This window comes from Streptomyces marianii (assembly GCF_005795905.1).
Lineage (GTDB): Bacteria > Actinomycetota > Actinomycetes > Streptomycetales > Streptomycetaceae > Streptomyces > Streptomyces marianii.
Genome location: NZ_VAWE01000003.1, coordinates 20766 through 40500, shown reverse-complemented (window position 1 = coordinate 40500; position 19735 = coordinate 20766). Strand labels below are relative to the sequence as shown.

Below are 19735 nucleotides of genomic sequence, written 5' to 3'. Positions count from 1 at the left end.
AGCGATTCGTTTAGCCTTGGGTGATGGCCCTTCCCTGGACGCGGACCAACCGCCCCCTTGCTGACGCTTACTCCGGCGCCGACATCGCCCGGCTGACCGGCCTCACCCGCGGTCGGGTGTCCCAACTGCGCAACGCCGGCGAGTCCGATGCCCTCCCTGAGCCCGATGCCCCAGACAGCACCGAGACACGGCCCTTGTGGCGTGGCGACACTGTGGCACGCTGGTGTGCCCGTACCGGCCGACGCCTTCCGCCTCGCACCGCGTCATGGCTGCTGCCGGGTCCAGACGGCCCGCATCTGCGCCGCGAAGAACAGCGGACGCTGCAACTGCGCCAGGAAGACGCGCTCCTGGACCCTGACCTGCGGCGCTCGCCGATCGACGTCCATGTGGCCCGCTACACCGCCCCCGGCGGGCACAGCTCCTCTGTGTGGGTGGCCACGGTGCTCGCCCCTGGCGAGATGCGCCGACTGCTCGGCTGGCCTCACAGCTGGCCCCATGGAAGCCCGCTTGACCACCTGGTGCACGAGATCCTCACCGGGATCGAACCCGACTTCCTGTCGGGCACCGACCTGCTGGGCACGCTGGTTCTGCTCCCCACTCGCTCTGAACCCGAGTACAGCTCTCTGTCCGGGGACGTGCGCATGCTCGAGCTGTATGAAGCCGACGCCAACAACCGCGCCGAGGATGCCCTACACGGCCGCCTCCGCCAGGTGCGGCCTTCCGACAACGAGCTCAAGGACCTGGCCCAGGCCCTGGGGCACCGGCTGCCGTGGTGGCCCCCCGGCTGCGCCACGCCGGCCCTCGTCTCCAGCTGGGCACCGGACGCCCCGCGGCTACCGGAGCACGTGCCGCCGCCCTTGGCAGAGGCGCAGGCCTTCCTCCGTCGTTGCGAAAGCACTGCCGACAAGCTGGAGGGCACCTTGCGCGACTCCGTGTTGGAGCTGGGCAAGTCCCGGTGGGACAGCGCCACCTCGGGATGGCGCCGGGGAGGCTTCCCTGACCATGGCGCGCTGCCCAAGGACTGCGATCCCGCCATCTGGCAGGTCGCCGTCGAGTTCAACCTGCCGCCCGTTCCCACGACGAACGGTGATTTCTGGGAGGGGCTGGAGTGGGTCATGGACCACGCTCCGTCCCAACGCCTGGCAGCCGACGCACTGCGCACCTTCGGAGACCCCGCCAGCGCCGGGACCGTACTCGTCGACACCAAGCGGCTGCCGCACCCGGTGCGTTCGCTGTTCACCGACCGCGTCATCCCCGCCGAGACGACGGGCAGCTACCGCGCGCAGCGCGTCCTGGATGCGCTTGACGCCCACCCGAATGCGACTGCCGGATCCGTCCTGGGCACCTGGCCGACGCTGACCGGTCCGGCTTGGTGCGCAACCTCGCCCGACACCGGGCTCGCCGCCGTGCATGTACCGCGCACCATGCCCGCACCCGCCCCCTCAGCCGGAGCACCGCTGGAGATCGTGCTGCTGCGCACCGAGTCCGTTGGCGACTACGGGCAACCAGCCCCGGCCGTCGGCTTCGTCATCACCGACCAGGACCGGGTGCTTCTCCTGCCATCCCAGGGCCCGGCGGAGAAACTGGCGGCAGCGATCGAGCACGCCGTGTGGCATCCCGGGGTGCCAACTCACGTCGTAGGTCTGGCGCCGAGCTCCAGCGAACCCCTCGTAGCCGCGGTGGAGGCGCTGCTCGAAACGGGTTCGCGCATCACACCGTGGGAGCAGCTGACGGCGCTGGTGGGCCCGCATCCAAGTGTCGGGGACTGCATGTACTGCCGCCGAGACGACGTCACAGCTGTCGACGACCAGCCGAACGAAGAGGCCCAGGGCAGCGTCTGAAGGGGCGGTCGTCGCGCGCCTCTGGCCACATCGGCTGTCCGGCGACGATGCCGTAGGCGGGCCCCGTGACCAGCGCGTTCGAGACATTCCACGGCGGCGCTGGCCGCCGACTACTTGTCTGCGGCGCCTTCTGGTGGCTGGCCAATCGCGCTCTGTTGCCGGTCCGCAAGGTGCGGCAGGCTGAGACCGCGTCAGAAGATCAACGGGAGGGAACGGCATGGCCTACGAGGACCGCACGTACCACGGTGTCCAGCACGGCCCGGAGAGCGACCGGGGCGACGGGGAAGAGTGGCAGCCCGCCCGACTGTTTGTCGAGAAGCCCGAGTTCGGCCCCACCGAGCGGCAGTACGGGGTGACGGTGCTGCGCGAGCTGAGCGAGCCGGAGGCCGGCGGCTTCGGCTGGGGCTACAACGGCGGCGGCACCAGCGCGGCGGCCGCGGCGATCCTCGCCGACGCGCTCGACCTCGGCGACCCGGACAAGTGCGGTATCGGCTACGCCAGCTACACCGAGGACCAGGTGCTCGCCGATCTGCGGGAGGACTTCTGCGACGACGTCCTTTCCCAGCTCTGTGACCAATGGCGTCTTCGCCGCGGCGTCGTCCTGCGCTGGTCGCTGGCCTGGTACCTGCAGCGCGGGATCGACGAGTTGCCCGCCGCCCTGCGGGCGCTCCCGCCGCTCCAGAGCCAGATCTGACCGATGGGCTCGCCGAACAAGGCGCGGCCGGGCGGATCCCTGTGGGCCCGCCTGGTCGACGCCTTCCACGGACGGGACACCGCGGCGAAGGCGCCGGACATCCGTCCGAACAGCCTGGAATGGCGGGTCGACCCCGACACCGAGACCTGGTGGCACATTCCGCCCGGCAGCCCGGCCGGAATGCAGGAGATCCAGGCGTGCGCACCGGACGGGTACGACTTCGCCCGCCTGGTCTGGCAAGCCTGCGAAGTCTGCCGCCTCGGGCTGATCGTGAAGATCAGGGTCACCGGACCGTGGCAGCGCCACGGGTACGGCACCCGTATGGTGCGCTTCGCCCTGCGCGACCGTGACGGGTACGACTGGACCACGACGCAGCAGTCGGAGGACGCTCGGGCGTTCTTCCCGGCTCTCACCGAGTCGACGGGCGTCGCGTTCCCCCGGCACGCCCATCTGTGCGAGCACATGCGAGCTCGAGGGCCTCGGCGCTCCCAGCCCGGGCTGCGGCTCACCCCGCCGCGCTGACCCACCGGACGCACGTCAGCCCCGGTCAGACCTGTTGGTTCCAATAGGTCTGACCGGGGCTGAACTGTGCTGGGTCAGATGCGACGGGTCACAGGCCGATCCCGACGAGCGGGCTGTTCTTCACGCGGTCGACGTCGTCCATGTACCGGGCCAGGACGCGGGAGCCGTCGACCCATCCGCCCGCGCGGGCGATCTCCAGCGGATCGTGCCCGGCGGCGCGGGCGGCGGTGGCGAAGCCGCGGCGCAGGGAGTGCCCGGACCAGTCGCCGGACAGGTCGGCGGCGTCGGCCAAGCGCTCGATGACCTCGGCGGCGGCCTCGGCGGTCATGCGTCCGGCCGGGTCGCCGATCGGGCGGCCGCCCCGGGTGAGCGGCGGGGCGAGGCGGTCCCAGCGGTCAACGCGGAGGAACAGCGGACCGTCGGCACGTCCGGCACCGGCGAGAGCGGCGAGGTGGGTGCGCAGGGCGCGGACCGGGCAGGTGGCCGGGTCGGTGCCGTACAGGATCGCGTTCGTGGTGTGCTTGCGGACCTTCTTGCGGTACACGGTCACGTCGTAGCCGTGCTCCGCCTCGGCGACGTCGGCGAAATCGAGGGCGACCAGCTCGGAGACGCGGGCGGCGGTGGCGAAGCCGATCAGCACCAGGGCGGCGTTGCGCTGCCCGGCGAGGGTGGTCCGGTCGGTGCCGGCGAGCATGGCGCGGATCTGCGGCGGCAGGGCCGCGGTCGCCTGCCGGGCCTGTGCGGCCTCCGCCTTCTCCTCCGCGAGCCGGTCGCGGTAGGCGTTGAGGACGGCGCGGGCGCCGCGCATGTTCGGCTTGGGGTGTCCCTGCTCCAGATGCCAGGTGGTCACGGCGGACATGGCGCGCTCGATGGTCGACGGCCCGGCGGGGCGGTTCGTGCGGGGCCGGGATGTGACGGTCAGGTGCCGCACCCACTCCGCCATCGTCTCGGCGGACGCGGGGACGGTCGCCCGGCCCTCCGTCGCGCACCAGGCGGTGAACGCCTCGCGGTCGGCGCCGTACGCGCGGCGGGTGGAGTCGGCGACGCTCGCCTCGATGGCGGCGACGGTCTCGGGGGAGAGATGCCGGTCCCGGTCCGTGTGGACGACCACCTCAGCGCCGGCCGTCTCGTCGTCCACCAGCTCCCCGTCGACGACGTCGGCAGCCGCCGGGACGGCCAACAGACGGGCTTCGCTCACGTGATCCCCCCTCATTTCTGGCTCTTGAGAAGAAACATTATCAAGAGCCAATAGTGCCCGAGGAACTGTTGTCCTCGAGTCGCGACAACGCCGCCGGAGCCCGATTCGCAGACTGCGAATCGGCGTGGACGCCGGTCGTCGGCCCGTCGGCGGTGGACGCCGCCGACGGGGCTCCGAGAGGCGGGGGTCGGACTCACCGATCCCGCGGGGCGTCCGGCAGGAGGTAGCTCAGGACCCCCATGCCGAGGCCGGCTATGCCCAGGAAGGCGACGCCTCCGGTGCCGACGGCCGCGAGCGGCGTAGTGCCGAGGGCGAAGACGACGATCCCGCTTCCGAGGGCCAGCACCGAGGCCAGCAGCAGGACGACGGTGACGCCCGTGATCTTGACGGTCAAGGAATTCCCTCCGTGTACGAAGGGGTGGCCAGTCCGATGCCCTCGCGGCAGCCGAGCCCGACCACCCCTGTTGGCAACGTGACAACAGATGTGATCAACACGAGCGCGGCCGACTCGCACTCGAAAGGCGCTGGCTGCCTGCTGTCTTCGCTCCGTACGAACCTGTACGGCTGCCCTCGGACCCACAGGGAAACTCCTGGCGCACTCCCCCTCATGTCGGCGGGGAATCACCGACAAGTCTACGCTCTGGCACTGCCGTTCAGCGGTCTCATATGCGCACCGCCGCAGAGGTGACCGACGTCAGCGTGCCCCGCCGGCGGTCACCTCTGCGGGCCATCGGGGCGCAATCCCCCGCGGCGGGCGGGTGGGCTGCGGCAGCATCGCGCACATGGCCAGGACCCGGAAGACGCGCGGGCCCGTCGCGGCCGCCGCGCCGTTGCGGAAGACGCCGACGGCCGGGAGGGGGACGGACTCGGCCGAACTGCTGCATGAGCTCGCCGCGGTCTACGCCGCGGTGGGCGCCCGAGGCATGCCGGACAATCTGCTCGGCGCGCTGCAGTACGCCGAGCGCCACCAGGCCCGGGTTGCCGACCCGAAGTCCGGCCTACCGGCAGAGGCGGCCCGGAATGCGGCGCTGACGCGGGTGCGGCTGTGGGAACACCTGCGCCAGCAGACTCTCGAACTGGTCGACCGGCACCAGGTGCGCGCCGTCAACGCGGCACGGACCGCCGGGGCGGAGTGGGCCGACCTGGCCGAGCCGCTGGCCGTGGGCGCCGCCTCCAGCGCGGTCACCAAGGCCAAGCGGATGCGCTCGGTCGACCTGCGCGACGAGGCCGGGCGTCGGTTGCGTCGCACTCCGGAGGCGGTCGACGCCGTGCTCGCGCGACAGGCGGAGCAGACGGCGTCCGCGCTGCGCCGGGAGGCGGCCGAGCAGCGCCGCCACGCCCTGGTGACCCGCGTCGCCACGAACCTGCTGGCGCACCGCACGGAGCTGTCCGCGGACGAAGAGGTGGCCTACTGGCTCGACCAGACGGCGACGGTGCTGGCCGACTGCCGCACTACCACCCAGGTGGTCTCCCTCGCCACGTATGTGGAGGCGGCCCTGCGCCATCTGCAGCGCCACGAGCAGCGCACGGGCGAGCCGGCCGCCGTGACCGCGGGCGCCGTGGCGGCGTACGAGGCTGCCCGCGTATTGGCTCAGGGCGGAGGGACCGTTCCGGACTGACCGGCAACTGCCGGAGCTCCCGGCGGCCGCCCCCTCCTTGAGAGGGGGCCGCGATCCGCCCCGTAGATCCGCGATCGGGTTGACGGGCCTTTCATGTCCGCAGGATGTCGAGGCCGAACTGGTGCAGCAGCCCCTCGGCAAGGTCGGTGGCACCCGCGATGAGCGCTTGATCGTCGGCGAAGGGCGCCAGGTCGCTGTGGGCCGGCTGCACGGTGCGCGGCTGCCGTGCCCACTCGGCTATCTCCGGGCGCCCGAGGCCGGGGTCGAGGATGACAGGGGCGAAGCGGGATCCGGGGTCGGGCTGGGTCTGTAGGACTGCCCGCAGCTCGACGGGAGTGTCTGCGCGCAGCGCAAGGCGGTGCTCGTGGACAAGGGCAATAGTCTCGAAGGCCGCGCTGATGAGCACCGGCGAGGACACAGGCAGCGGAACTGCTGGGTAGTCGGGCGGCAGGGCGTGGTGGGAGAGGTCGACAGCGGTGACGACAGTGCCGTCGTGATGCAGCTCCACCAGCACGCCACGCCAGCGGTTGGCCCGGGCCGGAACGAGCATGTTCGTGTCCACCCAGCGCCGCAGACCCTTGCGCGGGTTGTTGTCGAGGAGCTCGGGGAAGAGCTGCGGCCCCAGCAGCCTCCGCATCGGGATAGCGCTGACGAGCAAGCCCTCCGCGCGCCTCGCACTTCGGGACACGACGTCCCGCGCCTCAGACCGCGAGAGCGCGGGGACCATTCGGGGAATGGGACGCGTGGGCCGCGCGGCGACGACCAGCCACGCGGCCTGGGCTTCCGACTCGCCGAGGACGAGGTCGGTGGTGTGCTGGACGTGCTGTTCCAGGGCGGCTTCGGCAGCGTCCTGACGGGCGAAGCGGTCCCGGTAGGCGAGCGCGATCTGGTGCTCGGCCATGTAGTCGGTGTCGTCACGGTGCCGGAAGGGCGCGTTGAAGGTGGTCTTGTCCTTATCCTTCTGCTGCCATCCGTACAGGAAGTGCGGTGCCATCTCGCTGGCCGGGATGTCGACGACCAGGATGTCCTTGCCGCTGCCGTCGGTCGCCGGCAGCTTGACGTAGCTCACCCCGCTCACGGTGGGCTGCAGATGGACGCGCAACCACTGGCCCAGCTGCTTGTCGTTGACCTTGTCCAGGTCGATGCCGACCATGTCGAGGGTGTCGCTGACTCCGTAGACGAGCAGGCCGCCGCGGGTGTTGGCCATTGCGGCAACGTCCTTGGCGAACTCGTTCCACTGACCCGGAACCGGCGAGGCGGCCGGAAGGCCCTCCTTCCAGTCCAGGTCGTCGCTCTCGCCGAGCTTGCGCCGCACGGCCTCGGCGACCATCTCGTACGTCACCGGCCCCGGTGGGTGGCCGAGGTACTCGTGCAGCCGGGTCCATGAGCGTGCCATCTGAGCAGCCTAGATGCCGGACGGGCGGGCACGCCCCGGGATTCCGGCGCGCAGTCGCATCGTCGCCCTGACTTCGTGAACATCTCTGCACGCCTAGATCGCGCCGTGAGCTTCCACGCCCTGTCAGACACCGGTTGCCCCTGTTGGGTCCAACGGGGGCAACCGGTGTCGACGGTGGAAGTCAGCCCGGCATCAGCTGATGGTCTGCAGGTCGCTGCGGGCCTGCAGGTAGAGGCTGCTGGTGGGGGAGGCCGGGTCGTACAGGGCGGTCATGTAGCCCCAGGTGGCGCTGAGCGCGGTCCGTGCGGCGGGCGGCAGTTGCGGGTCGGTGGCGATGCGTTCGCGGGCCTGGGAGTGAAGGTCGGTGATGAGGCCCGTGCAATGGCGGGCGGCGCCGGAGGCCTCGATGATGCCGACGATGGCGACCAGGTCGTCGTCGGTGCCGTCGAGGTAGGCGAGCAGTCGGCGCCTCTTGACGCCGGACAGGCGGTCGAGGGCGGCACGGACGAGGACGGTGCGGCGGCGCCGGGCGAGGTCGGAGGTGTTGGCCAGAGTCAGCGTCTCGGTCGTGTCGGCATCGTCGGCCAGGACGCGCGCGAGCTCGGTGTATCCGGCGAGGTCGTTCTGCACCTGGAAGCCCTGGCACAGCGGGATGCCGGCCTGCGTGATGCGGTGGAGGGCGTCGTCGTCGAGGCCGGCCAGCGCGGCGGCGAGCTGGATGGAGCACAGCAGGTAGGGGGCGAACTGTCCGGCGTGGATGCGCAGGATATCCGCCTCGCTGACCGCCTCGGGGTCCTGGCGGACGTCGAGGTGGAGCTGTTCGGTCTGCCCGGCTGCGACGTGCGCGGTGGTGTGCTGGAACAGCTCGGCGAGCCGCGCGCGGAGCGGGGAGGGGAGGCTGGTCTGGAGGATCGGCAGGGGGGCGAGTCCGGCGAGGATGTCGCCGGCGAACAGCGCGGCGCTGGACGCTTCGGCCGTGCCGAAGGCAGCGGTAAGGGCGTGGTGGGCGGTCGGGTGTCCGCCGCGGGTGGTGTCGCCGTCGACGATGTCGTCGTGGAGGAGGATCGCGCCGTGCCGGATCTCCAGTGCTGCGGCGATCGTGGTGAGGTCGTCAGGGTGGATGTCGGTGTCGGCGGACAGAGTGTGGGCGGCGTGGAGGAACGCCATGCCGAGCAGCCGTTTGCTCGGCCGGATCAGGTAGGCGGCGGCCGCGTCGTGTACCTGCGGCGTGCTGGCTCGCGCGGTGGCCTGGCGCAGGTCGGTGTCGGCGAAGCGGGCGAGGGCTTCTTCGAGCTGCTGCTGCCAGTAGATGAGCTGCTCGTCAGTCGGTACGGGCATGGCGTTCCTCCATGGGATCAGGTGGTCGGGTCGGGCCAGGGGACGTCGGTCTCCACGGGCGCGGTGTAGTCGATGCCGGGCACGGCGAAGCCGTAGAGCCGCTGTACTTCGGCGTGGAACCAGTCGAGGTCGGCGAGTTGGCCGATGGTGTCGGTGGTGGCCTTCTTCCACCGCTCGGCAACGTGGGCCTGCACGGAGTCGGTGAGCTCCCAGGTGTCCAGGCGTACGCGGCCCTCGTCGTCGAGGGTCAGGGGGTGGGCGCCGGTGAGTTGGTCCCAGAGCTTGGCCAGCTGCGCGATCGGCGGGACCAGGGCCTGGCCGAGGACGCCGCGCAGCAGGCCGACGTAGAGGGCGATGCCGGGGATGGCGGTGGAGGACTGGGTGACGGCCGCGCCGTTGACCGAGGTCACCGCCCGGCCGCCGACCAGCTTGCCCAGGCGCTCGTCCAACGTCCGTGCGGTGGCTTCCAGGTGGGCCTTGGCGGCGCCGATGGTGCCCTGCCGGTAGATCGCGGCGGTGAGCGGCGAGCCGATGTACGAGAGCGCGGCGGTGGAGAAGCCGTCGGCAAGCAGGCCGCGGTCGGCGAGATGATCGATCCAGCGCTCCCAGTCCGTCCCGCCCATCACGGCCACGGTCTGGTCGATGTCGTCGCCCTCGGCCGGCTGCGTTTCGACCTCCTTGACCTCCGGCGCGCCCTGGTCGTCGAAGACGAGGGTCTTCGTCCGGTAGGGCTCGCCGATCGGCTTGAGCACGGAGGCGTACGTGGTGCCGGTGTCCGGGTCGGTGCGGCGCGGGGCGGCGACCGAGTAGATGAGGTAGTCCAGGCGGCCGCCGAACCGCTCGGCGAGGAGGTCGGCGACCTGGTCCTTCGTGGAGTTGCTGAAGGCGTCGCCGTTGAGGAAGACCATGTCCCGGCTGTGGGCGCGGGCGAGCCCGGCGGTAGCGGCGGTCCGGTACCAGCCGGCCGTGCCGGTGCGCCGCTCGGTGGGCGCCTTCTCGAAGCACACGCCGATGCCGCGGATCCCCGCGCGGGCGAGCCCGGCGATCGTGGCCGCGAGTCCGTACCCGGCGGAGGAGCCGATGACCAACGCCACCGGCCCGTCCCCGCCCGGGGCGGACGGCGGTGCCGGCACCGCCTGCCACATGTCTTCGACGAGCCGTTCACAGCCTGCCGGGTGGGAGTCGAGGAAGAGGAACCCGCGACTACGGGGGTTGATGACGCGTTCGCTCACGAGGGAGTCCTTCGGGTCGGCTCGGATGAGGACGCGGCCGCCACGAGAGGGGCCACCGCATCCTGCAAGTCTGCGACCGTTCGGATACGCGCAGTGACTTCATCCGGCACAGAGATCACGAGTCGACTTTGGAGGGTCACCACCAGCTCGAGCAGAGACAGGCTGTCTACGCCCAGGTCCCGCTCCAGCTCCGCCTCACGGCGCGCGCACTCCTCGCGGGGCCGGCCGGTTACCCACACCAGCGCCTCGACGGCGATCGCGGCCGTGTTGATCCCGCTCACGACCCGCTCCCCGACGTCGCACCGTTCGTACGGGCCAGCAGCGCGGCGGGCGGGATCACCCTCGGGGTGCGGTGACCAGTGGTGCTGCCGGACTTCTCGTCGAACTGGTCGATCAGCAGGGCGCACGAGTCGCAGAACGAGGTGCAGGTCGTGTTCTCGGTAAAGTCCCGCGGTACCACATCGTGCAGAGCCTTCAGGCCGCCGCCGGCGCGCACCCGCTGTACGTACGGGGAGGCGGCCGTGCGGGCGATCACATCGATGGCCCGCTCGCGCAGCAGATTCCCGAACGCCAGCTTCTCCGGCACGTTGAACGCGGCGCAGGTATACCAGTCGCCGTCGTTCTTCAGCAGCGAGGTGGGCAGCACGTACGCGCCGACGGTCGGGGCGAAGCAGTCGAAGCAGTGATCCATCCACTTCGCTACCGGCGTGTGCCCGGGCCGGTGGACCGGCGCCTGGCCCTCAAGGCGTTCGTTGGCGAGGTAGACCCTCATCGTGGAGTGCACCCGATCGTGCGGGAACTGACCGTACGCCGACTCGTAGATGGCGATCAGGTCGTCGACCTTGTGCCGGCGGGTGGCCGGGTCGGCGAGCGAGGAGACCGCGACGTTGAGTTCGCGCTCGCTGTAGTGGGTCACGGCGTGGTGCAGGATCCGGGTGACCGACTCCAGCGGGGTGGTCTGCTCGCCGATCGACAGCATCAGCAGCGGTACGAACAGCTTCCCGTCCAGGAAGCCGGCCTTCTCCAGCCGCTCGAACACCCGCGGGCACCGCGCCACGGTCCCCCAGGAACCGTTGGTGGTGAGCTTGGAGATGTCGATGTGCTGTTCGCGGGCGCCCTCGATCAGCTTCAGCAGGGCGCGCCAGGCGGTGAACGGCTCCCCGCCCGTGATCGCGATCGAGGGGAGGCCGATCGAGGCGAACTGCTGCAGCAGGAACCGGATCTGCCCGTCGCTCAGAGTGCGGCCCTCCACGAGCGGGAGCGCCCCCATCCCACACGATGGGCAGCTGTCGTCGCACTTCGTCGTCAGCTCCAGCTCGATCCGCATCGGCAGATACGCCGATGCGGGATCCAGTCCGGCCTGCGTCCACCGGGCCCGGACGCGCTCGAACACGTCCGCCGACTTCGCGGCGTACTTGCCGCGGAACGGCTCGACGGGGCCCGCGCCCTCGACGAACAGATAGGACCCTTCCTTGATCACGACACGCTCCTTCACCCCGGCTCACGGCCAGGTGGCGGGACAACGGAGAGGAACGACACCTGCATTGGCGCCGAGCCCAGCGTCTCTACGAGCCGGGGTGCGCGTCTGTATGCCCGGTGTATGCCCGCCGCCGGTGCACGGCGGGCGGGCTTGCCGTGCACCGCGGCGGAGCGGGAACGTTGGGCACAAGGCGGTCGGCGGACGAGAACTCGGGAGTCGGGGATGGGTGTGGACGGGGCGCAGCGGCACCCGCTCACGCACGTCCGCGAGCAGCGGGGCTGGAGCATGGAGGGCCTGGCCCGTCTCCTCGCCCTGGCGGCCGCCCGCCGGGGCATGCTGAAGCAACCCGGCCGGGATCGCGTCTACAAGTGGGAGCACCAGCTGGCGACTCCAGGGGACGACTATCAGATGCTCCTGGCCGACGTCCTCGACATCGGCCAGGACGAGGTCGCCCGGCTCGGCTGGCCTTGGTGGCTGCCCGCCTTCGACGCCCCGCACCCCTTCACCGCCAGCGGCACCCATGCCGCCCTCACGGAGGTTCTCGTGGCCCTGGACCACCCCGACCGCCGCGGCTTCCTCGCCCTGACCACCGGCGCACTGGCCGGGCTCGCCGCCGACTGGGCCACCATCGAACCCGAGCGCCTCACCGGAGCCCTCGCCGGCCGCCGCGTCGACAAGACCTTGCTCGCCTGGCTGGAGATCCAGACCATCGAGTTACGCGCGCTCACCAACACCTCAGCGCCGGAATGCACCACGCTCGTCCACGCCCTTTTGAGGACCAGCATTCAGCTGATCCGCACCGGCGTGTACGACGAACCGACCGGCCGCCGCCTGCTGCAGGTCGCCGCATCCGCCGCTCAGTGCGCCGGATGGTTGCACTTCGACCAGGGCGAGCACGGAGCCTGCCAGCGCCACTGGAGGACCGCTCTCCACGCCGCCCACACCGCGGACGATCGCGACCAGGGCGCCGGGGTACTGTCCGATCTGGCGTACGCCGCCACCTGGCTGAACGAGCCGCGCATCGCTGTCGAGATCCTCGAACACGCCGCCACGCGTACACACGCTCCGGCCGCTCGCTCCCTCCTTGACCTGCGCCGAGGCCGAGCGCTGGCCGCCCTCGGCGACCACCACGCCACCAGTCGCGCCCTCGCCTCAGCCGAGCACCATCTGGACCGTGCCCGTCCCGGATCCACCCCGGCCTGGGTGTCCTGGATGTCGCCCGCGGACCTCGCCGTCGACGCCGGCCGCTGCTGGCTCGACCTCAACAAGCCGCAGCGCGCCGACACCACGCTCGCCGAGGGCCTCAGCCTCCTTGACCCGGCTCGTGAGCGGACCCGCTCCGTCGTTCTCGCCTACCGGGCGGAAGGAGCACTCGCCCGCCGCGACCTCGATGCAGCTGCAGCCGATGCCCGAGAAGCCTTCGACACCGCCCAAGCCACCCAGGCCACCCGCTGCATCAACCTCGTCGGCACGACCCTCGACGGCTTCTCCCGACACCGCTCCCACCCAACTGTTGCCAGCCTCTACGCCCACGCCGGTCGCTGACCGAAGGACGGTCGTGTCGGCCCCTACGCTGCCGCCCGACGGCCGAGATTAACGGTGCCCCGAGCGAGGATCTCGGCGGGTCCGGTGAGTTCCATCGCGCCGTCGGCAAGCACCGCTATGCGCAGTCGTCCGCCGGGGAGGTCCACGGTGTAGTGGGCGGCGGCTGATTGCCTGCCCCAGCTCAGGGCGGCGGCGACCGCGGCGCAGGCTCCGGTACCGCAGGCTCGGGTTTCTCCGACGCCGCGTTCGTACACGCGCAGGGCAAGGTGGGCCGGTCCGCAGGGGATGACGAATTCCACGGTGACGCCGTGGGGGTAGGCCCCGGCCGGATCCACGATGGGGGCGATCCGGAGGTCTCCGGCATGGGCGAGGTCGTCGACGAAGACGACAGCGTGTGGGTTACCCATATCGACGTGCAGAGCTGGCCACCGGCGCTCGGCGACGGTGACGTCGATGCCATCGGGGCCGGGTAGTCGGGGACGGCCCATGCCCACGGTCACCTCGCCCTGGAAGTCGGGGCTGCGGTGGGGGACGCGGACCTGGCGGGTGCCGGCGCGGGTTGCGATGGTCAGAGTGCCGGGCGGGGTGAGGCCAGTGTCAACGAGATAGCGGGCCATCACGCGAAGACCGTTGCCGCACATCGCACCGAGGGAGCCGTCGGCGTTGCGGTAGTCCATGAACCACTCGGCCTCCTCCGCGGAGGCTTCCGGGGTGGCGGTGCAGCGCACCGCCCGCAGGACGCCGTCGGCGCCGATGCCCGCACGCCGATCGCACAGGCGCACCACCTCGGCGGCAGGCAGGTCGAGACGCCCGTCGGGGTCGGGCAGGACGAGGAAGTCGTTCTCGGCGCCGTGCCCCTTGGCGAAGGGAACCTCGGTGCGGTGCATGGATCGGGCGGTCATGGGCGGGAGCTCTCTCCAAACTCGAAGCGCAGCCAGGCGACCTGGCCGGTGTGGGTGTCGGTCAGGCCGAAGGTGGTGCCCAGGTCGAGGACGGCGAGCAGTTGTTGCCAGTGGCGCAGGAGCCTCGCGGTCACGTCGGTCTCGATGCGGACCGCGCCGGATTCCTCGACGACGCGGGGCCTGGTGCCGCTCAGGGCGGTGAGCTGCGAGGTGGCGTAGCCGATCGCGGCCCTCTGGCGGTCGTAGCCCACGGCACCCACATTCGATCAACCGACTGTCACGCAGCGCGTTGTTAGTTAACTAGCTTCTGGCTAGTGAACTAGCTTGTCAATGCGTACAGGTCAGCGGCAACGCGGGCGAGGAGAGGCATGGCTGACGGCAGCTCAGAGCGCAGTGCCCCGTACCTGCGGGTGGCGGCAGCACTCCGCGGCCGTATCGCCGACGGCACCCTGACCCCCGGCGACCGACTGCCCTCGCGCGGGGAACTCGGGCGCGAGTTCGGCGTGGGGGAGAACGTCATCCGGCGCGCCCAGGAGCTCCTCATTGATGAGGGCGCCCTGGAGGGCCGGGCCGGCTCAGGCACCTACGTCCGCGCGCCCATCGAACGCCGCACCCTGCTGCGCACCCCCCGGGGCCAGGGCGGCCGCTCCCCGGCTCCGGCGGGCTTCACCGGCACGTGGGAATCCGACAGCACGGCCAAGGTCGCGGCTCCGCCGGCGATCGCGGCCCGCCTGGCGCTAGAGCCGGGCGCGCTATGTGTCCGTACCGTCTACGAGTTCCTGGCCGACCGCCAGCCGGCGCTGTTGGCCACCAGCTGGGAGCCGATGGCCATCACCGGCGGAACCGTGGTCGTGCTGCCCGAAGGTGGTCCGCTCGCCGGGCACGGAGTCGTGGCGCGGATGGCCCACCTCGGGGTCACCGTCGCCCGCGTGGTGGAGAAGCCCCGGCCGGTCCACGTCGACCGCGAGCAGGCCCAGATGCTGGGGATCGCGGCTGGAGCACAGGCCACGCTGATCGAACGCACGCACTACGACGCCAGCGGAAGACCGGTGGAGACCGCCGACATCCTGATCCCGGCCGACCGCTGGGACATCGCTTACGACATCACCCTGCCCGTAGCCGACATCTGACGCCCCGGGCTCGCCCCGGGGCTCATGAAACCGAACGGCCCGGCCGTTCGAGGGGGAGGACCTCATGCCTGACCAGCGCCGCGACACGGTCGCCAGGATCACGGATGCACTGGGGTCGCCCGCGCTCGGCGCGTTAGTCGGCATCGCCGGTCTCGTCGTCCCCGTGATCGGGTGGGTGGGCCAGCACGTCAACCTCAAGCTGCTCCTGCTCGTGCAGAGCGCGCTGATACTCCTGCTCGTCGCCGGCCACGTGTGGGTGCGCAAGGCGTACATCCATCTGCGCAGGGCCAATAGCCTCAAGACCATGGACGACGCCCAGTACTACGACCTGGTCCGCTCCCACCTCGAACGCGAGCTCATCTCCGACTACGGCGAGATCGCCGACGGCCACCTGCGTGTCTACGCGAGCGAAGTCCCCCGCCTGTCGGCCCTGCTGGTCAAGACCATCCTCGAGGCGCAGTCGGAGCCGCAGCGCATTCTCGCGGCCGACCTGACCACCAACCCCTCCCTGCTGACCCAGCGCCGCGAGTACCTGGCCGCGAACAGGCGCTTCACCGAGAACGGCGGCCGTATCGACCGGCTGTTCATCGCGTACCACGACGACCTGGTCAAGGAAGACTTCGCCCGATCCCTGCTGGAGCTCATCGGGCAGCACCGCGACATCGGCGTTACCTGTGGGCTCGCCGTCCGGGACCGGCTGCGCGCCGACCAGGCCGTAGACGTCGTCATCTTCGCAGGCGCCGCGGTCCTGGTCGAGGAAGAGCAGGGTGATGCCGACTACAACCGGGGTCGAAGCAGCGTGTACTTCAAGGGCACCGAGCGCTGGACCGGCCGCTTCGAATCGGTCTGGGGCCACGGCGCCGACTCGGCGCCCCGCATCCTGCAGGCCTACGAAGCCGCCGCTCGGCCCATGCTCGACGCCGGCACCTGGGACGACACCCGCGCCGCCCGCGCCGTCGACACCCTGTAGACCACAGCGCCCAATCCCGCCCACGCGGCCCTCGTCTTCGGACGGGGGCCGCTCGCATGTGCGCAAACACCCCGTAAGGTTAGTTAACTAGATGTACGGTGCGTGATTACTGGTGGGGATCTGCCTGCCTCTTTCTGCCTGTTTCGGGACCGCACATGCTGCTCGCCTTAGCCGTCATCACCGCTGGCGCCGCGCTGCGCCAGCTCGACCGTGCGCACTTCACCCGCCATCGCCCCCGGGCCGCCGACGCCGCCCAGCTCATAGCCCTCCAGCGCGCCCGCGCCAACAACTGGGCTCCGTCACTGCTGCTGGCTGGGCAGTGGCTGCAGATCACCGGGTGGTGGATGCTCGCCGCCCATGGCCCGCTCGCCGCCGCGGCGGCCGCGCTCGCCGTCGCCGTCCACTTCCGCCACCTGCAGGAGATCAGCCACTTCGCCGTCCACGGCGTTCTCGCCCGCACCGCCCGCGTCAACCTGCTGCTCGCCGAGGCCTTCGCGCACCACCCGCTCGCCCTCGGGCCTGTGCGCCTACGCCGCCAGCGGCACGTGCGCGACCACCACCCCAACGCAGCCCAGGCCGGGATCGACCCCAACCTCGACGATCTCCACCAGGCCGGCCTCCACCCCGGGACCAGCCGGGCCACGTTCGCCCTCGCGCTCGTCCACCCGCTCACGCCGCGCGGCATCCGCTCCACCGCCCTCGGCATCGCCAACGGCGTCCAGCACGGCGGGACCTGGCACCGCGCGGCTGCCATCGGCGCCGTGCTCGCTACCGCGTACCTGGCGGGCGGCTGGGTGGCCGTGGTCGCCGGTGTCCTGGTGCCAAGGCTGCTGCTCTACCCGCAGATGGCCTGGCTCAGCCTGATCAACGAGCACACCTGGTTCGACCCCGAGCACCGCACCGGCACCCCCGCCTGGGTCGAAGCCGGCCGCTGCCTGCGCCTGTACCCCCGCAACCGCGTCCTCGCCGCGCTGGCCGCCACGACCTGGCTCCCCTATGGCGACCTCCACCACTACGCCCACTCCGCCCACCCCGGCCTGCGGTGGAACTACCTCTCCGCGCTCGAACGCCACCTTGACCGGCCGCACTTCACACCCGACCGCCTCCTGTTCGGCCCCGGATCAGTCGCCCTCCGCCATCTGAACGCCCTGCACGGACTGACCAGCCCGAAGCAAGAAGAGAAAGCCGCCGCCACATGAGCACCCACACCGTTCTCTACGACCCCGAAGGCCTCCTCGGAACGGAAGTGCCACTCGACCGCGAGCCCCATACGTCACTCGTCAAGGCGGTGCTCGCGTGGACGGACGCGGCCGACGTGCCGACGAGCGATTGCGCGCAGATCGCACTGCAGCTGACCGGCCACGCCCGGGCCGTCGCCTCCGACGTCCAACGCCATGTCGACCGGCTCGCCAAGGACTGCGGCCATCGAGCCCACGCCGAGATCGTCCTCGCTGAGGCGGAACGACGCCTGTCCACACCCTCGGAGGGCACCGTGCGGTGCGTGAAGAACCGTGCCCGCCTGGTGCGCGCCCTGTACGAACGGCTCGACCGACTCAGCGACGCGATCGGCGCCGCCTCTCCAGCCTCCCCCTGATCATCACCCGGGACCGTCCCCCGTCGGCTCCGGGCGACCCACGAAGCCCCCGGCTACCGCTCCGCGTCAGCGCCCGCCGGGGGCTTCTCAATGCCTGATCAGGTGTGGTTGCCCCCGTTGGGCCCAACATGGGCAACCGGACATGACCAGCGCTTCTTCGGGTGCTACAGCGCGAGTCCTCCCTGCATAGGGCCTTGCCTGGTCCAGCCCCGCAGCGTGGGCAGCGCGACGGGCGCGCGCCGGATGCAGGGCCCCGGCGTACCCGGGGGCCGTTTCATTGCTGCTCAGCGGACATTGGCCCTATTGGGTCCAACAGGTCTACGAGGTCCCGGGCGGTCGTCCTCCAGGTCAGCGGCTGAAGAGTGTGCTCAGGGAGTCGAGGAAGGCGGTCCAGTCGTCTGCAGCGATCTGAATGCTGGGCAGGTCGGTGTCCTTGGAGTCGCGTACCTGTACGCCGCGTACGCCGCGTGCGACCTGAAGGCAGCGGTCGTTCACGTTGTCGCAGTAGGAACTCTGGTACCAGCCAGCGCTTGGCAGACCGTGTGTCATGTTGATCCCGCCGTTTCCTGATCGTCATGGGAGGAACCATGGTCAACGCATCGGAAGTCTAGGAGCTGGGCGATCGGCAGGGGCGCCCTGCCAACAGAAGGGGGAGCACGGGTGAGCGACCCGGGACCGGCCAGACAGGGGTGGACCCTTGAGGAGCAGCACAACTTTGAGCGGGCCCACTCACTGCTGGGTTCCGTCATCGCAGCGTACAGCTCGCTGATCGGGGTGGCCGATGCGGAGCGGGCTGAGGAGCTTCGCCGGGAGCGTCGGCAGTACGTGTTGGAGCGAAATCGTCTCGCGGTGCACGACCACGCCGCTGTTCAGCGCGTCCTTGAGGAGTGTCCCGGGGTGCTCCGGCGGTTCGAGGCGGCGGGCCAGTGAGCACGCCGCCGGCGCCGGGCGCGGGGGGATCTCCGCCGCACCGGCTGACGCCCGAGCAGATTCGCGATCTTTTTGAGCGGGACGTACGCCCTGATCTGACGGCCTCCCCGCAGGAGCAGCCCACGGTGCTGTTCCTTGGTGGCGAGATGGGTTCGGGCAAGACCACGGCTCGCGGGCTGGTGGCCCAGCAGTTAGGCCTCCAGGATGCGGTGCTCATCGAGGGTGACGAGTACTTTGACTTCCACCCCGACTACCACGGCCTGGTGCGGGAGTTTGGCGAGATCAGCGCAGCGATGAGGCTGTGTCGCCCTGATGTGGAGGCGCTGCGCGAGCTGACCCGGCAGTATGCCCGCGAGAACCGTCTGAATGTGGTGATCATCGGCCCGCTGGGCCTGCCCGCATACGTGGAGCCGTACATCACCGCCTTCCGTGAGGCCGACTACCGGGTGGAGCTTGCGTACATGGCGACCCATCCTGCGCTATGTGAGCTCTCCGTCGTAGGACGTCATTTCGATGGACTGCGGGACTTTGGTGTCCTGGAGATCCTCCCGGACCGTCACATCGTCGAGAACGTGAGATCGGGTGTGGTGGAGATGCTGCACATAGCGGAGGAGAGAGGACTGGCGGATGCCCTGCACGTGATCACCCGTCAGGGCGTTGCGTTCAGCAAGGAGCGGGACGCCAGGGACGGCTGGCAGCCCCAGACACCGATCCGCGAGGCCTTCGAGGCGAGGCGCTCGCAGCCCTGGGACCAGGAGACGAAGGCGTTCTACGTCGAGCGGCGGGTACAGCTGGAGTCCTCGCCACGTACGGAGTGGGGGGACCGGCTGGCGCGTACAGATCAGGCGGCGGCGCCGATGCTGTGGCCACTGCAACTGGACGCTCCGGGGCAACTAAGGCTGTTGACGGATCAGGAGTTGCGAGGGCGGGCGGAGTGGTTGCTGCGCGCGGAGCAGACGGCGCCACCGCAGTCTGCGCAGAACGTCGCCCAGCGCCTGGCCGAGGAAGGAGCCCCCCAGCACCTGGTGGAGCGGGCCCTGACCTCAGCCCGTGAAGATCAGGAACGCTCCCGGCAGCAGGCGGTACGGATGCGTCAGCAGCATGCCCAAGCCGTCCAGGAGATCGAGCGTCGGAGCCAGCTTTCGCCCGCGCAGCGGCAGGCGGAGGACGCGGTGCGTCGACGTCTGCAGGCTGCCTTGGCCACGGCTCGTGCGGCCACGCCACCCCCGAAGAGCATGCAGCCCCGGATCGAAGGGTCGCGCCACCCGGGGCAGGGCACATCTCTGTGACGGTGCCCTGTTGAGGCACCTGGTTGACCCTGTTGGATCTAACAGGGTCAACCAG

The 19735-nt window shown here is 70.6% G+C and carries 21 protein-coding genes; 11 read left to right on the top strand and 10 right to left on the bottom strand.

What is annotated here, in order from left to right; genetic code table 11:
- Nucleotides 1-23: 23 nt before the first annotated feature.
- The 3 genes from FEF34_RS39760 (at nucleotide 24) to FEF34_RS39750 (ending at nucleotide 3057) form a co-directional block, all read left to right on the top strand.
- Complete coding sequence (locus tag FEF34_RS39760; protein WP_138058329.1) at nucleotides 24-1841, top strand: hypothetical protein; 1818 nt, start codon at nucleotides 24-26, stop codon at nucleotides 1839-1841.
- A 217-nt stretch (nucleotides 1842-2058) separates the two neighbouring features.
- Nucleotides 2059-2535: a hypothetical protein gene (locus tag FEF34_RS42230; RefSeq protein ID WP_199800785.1), complete on the top strand. Its 477-nt coding sequence runs from the start codon at nucleotides 2059-2061 to the stop codon at nucleotides 2533-2535.
- A 3-nt stretch (nucleotides 2536-2538) separates the two neighbouring features.
- On the top strand, nucleotides 2539-3057 hold the full coding sequence (locus FEF34_RS39750; RefSeq protein ID WP_138058328.1) for a hypothetical protein: 519 nt from the start codon (nucleotides 2539-2541) through the stop codon (nucleotides 3055-3057).
- An 88-nt stretch (nucleotides 3058-3145) separates the two neighbouring features.
- Here FEF34_RS39750 and FEF34_RS39745 read toward each other — a convergent pair whose 3' ends face one another.
- The gene (locus tag FEF34_RS39745; RefSeq protein WP_234043353.1) at nucleotides 3146-4255 is read right to left on the bottom strand and encodes a tyrosine-type recombinase/integrase; all 1110 of its coding nucleotides are present in this window, start codon (nucleotides 4253-4255) and stop codon (nucleotides 3146-3148) included.
- Between the two features lie 193 nt (nucleotides 4256-4448).
- On the bottom strand, nucleotides 4449-4649 hold the full coding sequence (locus FEF34_RS39740; RefSeq protein WP_138058326.1) for a hypothetical protein: 201 nt from the start codon (nucleotides 4647-4649) through the stop codon (nucleotides 4449-4451).
- Between the two features lie 388 nt (nucleotides 4650-5037).
- On the opposite strand from FEF34_RS39740, the gene FEF34_RS39735 reads away from it, so the two are divergent.
- Nucleotides 5038-5874 carry a hypothetical protein gene (locus tag FEF34_RS39735; RefSeq protein WP_138058325.1) on the top strand — a complete coding sequence of 279 codons (837 nt, stop codon included), beginning with the start codon at nucleotides 5038-5040 and terminating at the stop codon, nucleotides 5872-5874.
- A 91-nt stretch (nucleotides 5875-5965) separates the two neighbouring features.
- Here FEF34_RS39735 and FEF34_RS39730 read toward each other — a convergent pair whose 3' ends face one another.
- From FEF34_RS39730 to FEF34_RS39710, 5 genes are all read right to left on the bottom strand, one after another.
- On the bottom strand, nucleotides 5966-7270 hold the full coding sequence (locus FEF34_RS39730) for an AlbA family DNA-binding domain-containing protein (protein WP_138058324.1): 1305 nt from the start codon (nucleotides 7268-7270) through the stop codon (nucleotides 5966-5968).
- 192 nt (nucleotides 7271-7462) lie between these two features.
- The gene (locus FEF34_RS39725) at nucleotides 7463-8608 is read right to left on the bottom strand and encodes a polyprenyl synthetase family protein (RefSeq protein ID WP_138058323.1); all 1146 of its coding nucleotides are present in this window, start codon (nucleotides 8606-8608) and stop codon (nucleotides 7463-7465) included.
- A gap of 17 nt (nucleotides 8609-8625) precedes the next feature.
- Nucleotides 8626-9840 carry an enoyl-[acyl-carrier-protein] reductase FabV gene (gene fabV / locus FEF34_RS39720; RefSeq protein ID WP_138058322.1) on the bottom strand — a complete coding sequence of 405 codons (1215 nt, stop codon included), beginning with the start codon at nucleotides 9838-9840 and terminating at the stop codon, nucleotides 8626-8628.
- Complete coding sequence (locus tag FEF34_RS41810) at nucleotides 9837-10121, bottom strand: acyl carrier protein (protein ID WP_171053398.1); 285 nt, start codon at nucleotides 10119-10121, stop codon at nucleotides 9837-9839. The genes fabV and FEF34_RS41810 overlap by 4 nt, the downstream gene beginning before the upstream one ends.
- A complete protein-coding gene (locus FEF34_RS39710) occupies nucleotides 10118-11320 on the bottom strand; it encodes a radical SAM/SPASM domain-containing protein (protein ID WP_138058321.1) in 1203 nt (400 codons plus the stop codon). The genes FEF34_RS41810 and FEF34_RS39710 overlap by 4 nt, the downstream gene beginning before the upstream one ends.
- Nucleotides 11321-11542: 222 nt before the next feature.
- On the opposite strand from FEF34_RS39710, the gene FEF34_RS39705 reads away from it, so the two are divergent.
- Nucleotides 11543-12865, top strand: coding sequence for an XRE family transcriptional regulator (locus tag FEF34_RS39705; RefSeq protein ID WP_138058320.1), 1323 nt, complete (start codon nucleotides 11543-11545; stop codon nucleotides 12863-12865).
- Between the two features lie 23 nt (nucleotides 12866-12888).
- On the opposite strand, the gene dapF is transcribed toward FEF34_RS39705, so the two are convergent.
- Together dapF and FEF34_RS39695 are read right to left on the bottom strand one after the other, a co-directional pair.
- Nucleotides 12889-13767 (bottom strand): diaminopimelate epimerase, encoded by an 879-nt coding sequence (gene dapF / locus FEF34_RS39700; protein ID WP_234043352.1) that lies wholly within the window; start codon nucleotides 13765-13767, stop codon nucleotides 12889-12891.
- Entirely contained in the window at nucleotides 13764-14018 is a 255-nt protein-coding gene (locus FEF34_RS39695) for a hypothetical protein (protein ID WP_138058319.1), read from the bottom strand. Before FEF34_RS39695 ends, dapF begins: the two co-directional genes overlap by 4 nt.
- A 117-nt stretch (nucleotides 14019-14135) precedes the next feature.
- On the opposite strand from FEF34_RS39695, the gene FEF34_RS39690 reads away from it, so the two are divergent.
- The 4 genes from FEF34_RS39690 to FEF34_RS39675 all read left to right on the top strand — a co-directional run bounded on the left by FEF34_RS39690 (nucleotide 14136) and on the right by FEF34_RS39675 (nucleotide 17461).
- Nucleotides 14136-14897: a GntR family transcriptional regulator gene (locus tag FEF34_RS39690; protein WP_138058318.1), complete on the top strand. Its 762-nt coding sequence runs from the start codon at nucleotides 14136-14138 to the stop codon at nucleotides 14895-14897.
- Between the two features lie 64 nt (nucleotides 14898-14961).
- Entirely contained in the window at nucleotides 14962-15867 is a 906-nt protein-coding gene (locus FEF34_RS39685; RefSeq protein ID WP_138058317.1) for a hypothetical protein, read from the top strand.
- Nucleotides 15868-16022: 155 nt separating this feature from the next.
- Nucleotides 16023-17066 carry a dihydrouridine synthase gene (locus FEF34_RS39680; protein ID WP_138058316.1) on the top strand — a complete coding sequence of 348 codons (1044 nt, stop codon included), beginning with the start codon at nucleotides 16023-16025 and terminating at the stop codon, nucleotides 17064-17066.
- Nucleotides 17063-17461 carry a DUF6415 family natural product biosynthesis protein gene (locus FEF34_RS39675; protein WP_138058315.1) on the top strand — a complete coding sequence of 133 codons (399 nt, stop codon included), beginning with the start codon at nucleotides 17063-17065 and terminating at the stop codon, nucleotides 17459-17461. The genes FEF34_RS39680 and FEF34_RS39675 overlap by 4 nt, the downstream gene beginning before the upstream one ends.
- A 348-nt stretch (nucleotides 17462-17809) precedes the next feature.
- Here the strand turns inward: FEF34_RS39675 and FEF34_RS39670 are convergent, their stop codons facing one another.
- Nucleotides 17810-18010 carry a DUF397 domain-containing protein gene (locus FEF34_RS39670; protein WP_138058314.1) on the bottom strand — a complete coding sequence of 67 codons (201 nt, stop codon included), beginning with the start codon at nucleotides 18008-18010 and terminating at the stop codon, nucleotides 17810-17812.
- Between the two features lie 111 nt (nucleotides 18011-18121).
- On the opposite strand from FEF34_RS39670, the gene FEF34_RS39665 reads away from it, so the two are divergent.
- Together FEF34_RS39665 and FEF34_RS39660 are read left to right on the top strand one after the other, a co-directional pair.
- Nucleotides 18122-18391, top strand: a complete 270-nt coding sequence (locus tag FEF34_RS39665; protein ID WP_138058313.1) for a hypothetical protein — start codon at nucleotides 18122-18124, stop codon at nucleotides 18389-18391.
- Complete coding sequence (locus FEF34_RS39660) at nucleotides 18388-19680, top strand: zeta toxin family protein (protein ID WP_138058312.1); 1293 nt, start codon at nucleotides 18388-18390, stop codon at nucleotides 19678-19680. The genes FEF34_RS39665 and FEF34_RS39660 overlap by 4 nt, the downstream gene beginning before the upstream one ends.
- Nucleotides 19681-19735: the final 55 nt, after the last annotated feature.

Bases quoted from the DNA above. Each gene is read 5' to 3' on its own strand.
- FEF34_RS39670 (WP_138058314.1), bottom strand. From the start codon at position 18,010: ATGACACACGGTCTGCCAAGCGCTGGCTGGTACCAGAGTTCCTACTGC.
- FEF34_RS39760 (WP_138058329.1), top strand. From the start codon at position 24: ATGGCCCTTCCCTGGACGCGGACCAACCGCCCCCTTGCTGACGCTTAC.
- FEF34_RS39690 (WP_138058318.1), top strand. From the start codon at position 14,136: ATGGCTGACGGCAGCTCAGAGCGCAGTGCCCCGTACCTGCGGGTGGCG.
- FEF34_RS39750 (WP_138058328.1), top strand. From the start codon at position 2,539: ATGGGCTCGCCGAACAAGGCGCGGCCGGGCGGATCCCTGTGGGCCCGC.
- FEF34_RS39705 (WP_138058320.1), top strand. From the start codon at position 11,543: ATGGGTGTGGACGGGGCGCAGCGGCACCCGCTCACGCACGTCCGCGAG.
- FEF34_RS39675 (WP_138058315.1), top strand. From the start codon at position 17,063: ATGAGCACCCACACCGTTCTCTACGACCCCGAAGGCCTCCTCGGAACG.
- FEF34_RS39730 (WP_138058324.1), bottom strand. From the start codon at position 7,270: ATGGCACGCTCATGGACCCGGCTGCACGAGTACCTCGGCCACCCACCG.
- dapF (WP_234043352.1), bottom strand. From the start codon at position 13,767: ATGACCGCCCGATCCATGCACCGCACCGAGGTTCCCTTCGCCAAGGGG.
- FEF34_RS39725 (WP_138058323.1), bottom strand. From the start codon at position 8,608: ATGCCCGTACCGACTGACGAGCAGCTCATCTACTGGCAGCAGCAGCTC.
- FEF34_RS39685 (WP_138058317.1), top strand. From the start codon at position 14,962: ATGCCTGACCAGCGCCGCGACACGGTCGCCAGGATCACGGATGCACTG.
- FEF34_RS39735 (WP_138058325.1), top strand. From the start codon at position 5,038: ATGGCCAGGACCCGGAAGACGCGCGGGCCCGTCGCGGCCGCCGCGCCG.
- FEF34_RS39680 (WP_138058316.1), top strand. From the start codon at position 16,023: ATGCTGCTCGCCTTAGCCGTCATCACCGCTGGCGCCGCGCTGCGCCAG.
- FEF34_RS42230 (WP_199800785.1), top strand. From the start codon at position 2,059: ATGGCCTACGAGGACCGCACGTACCACGGTGTCCAGCACGGCCCGGAG.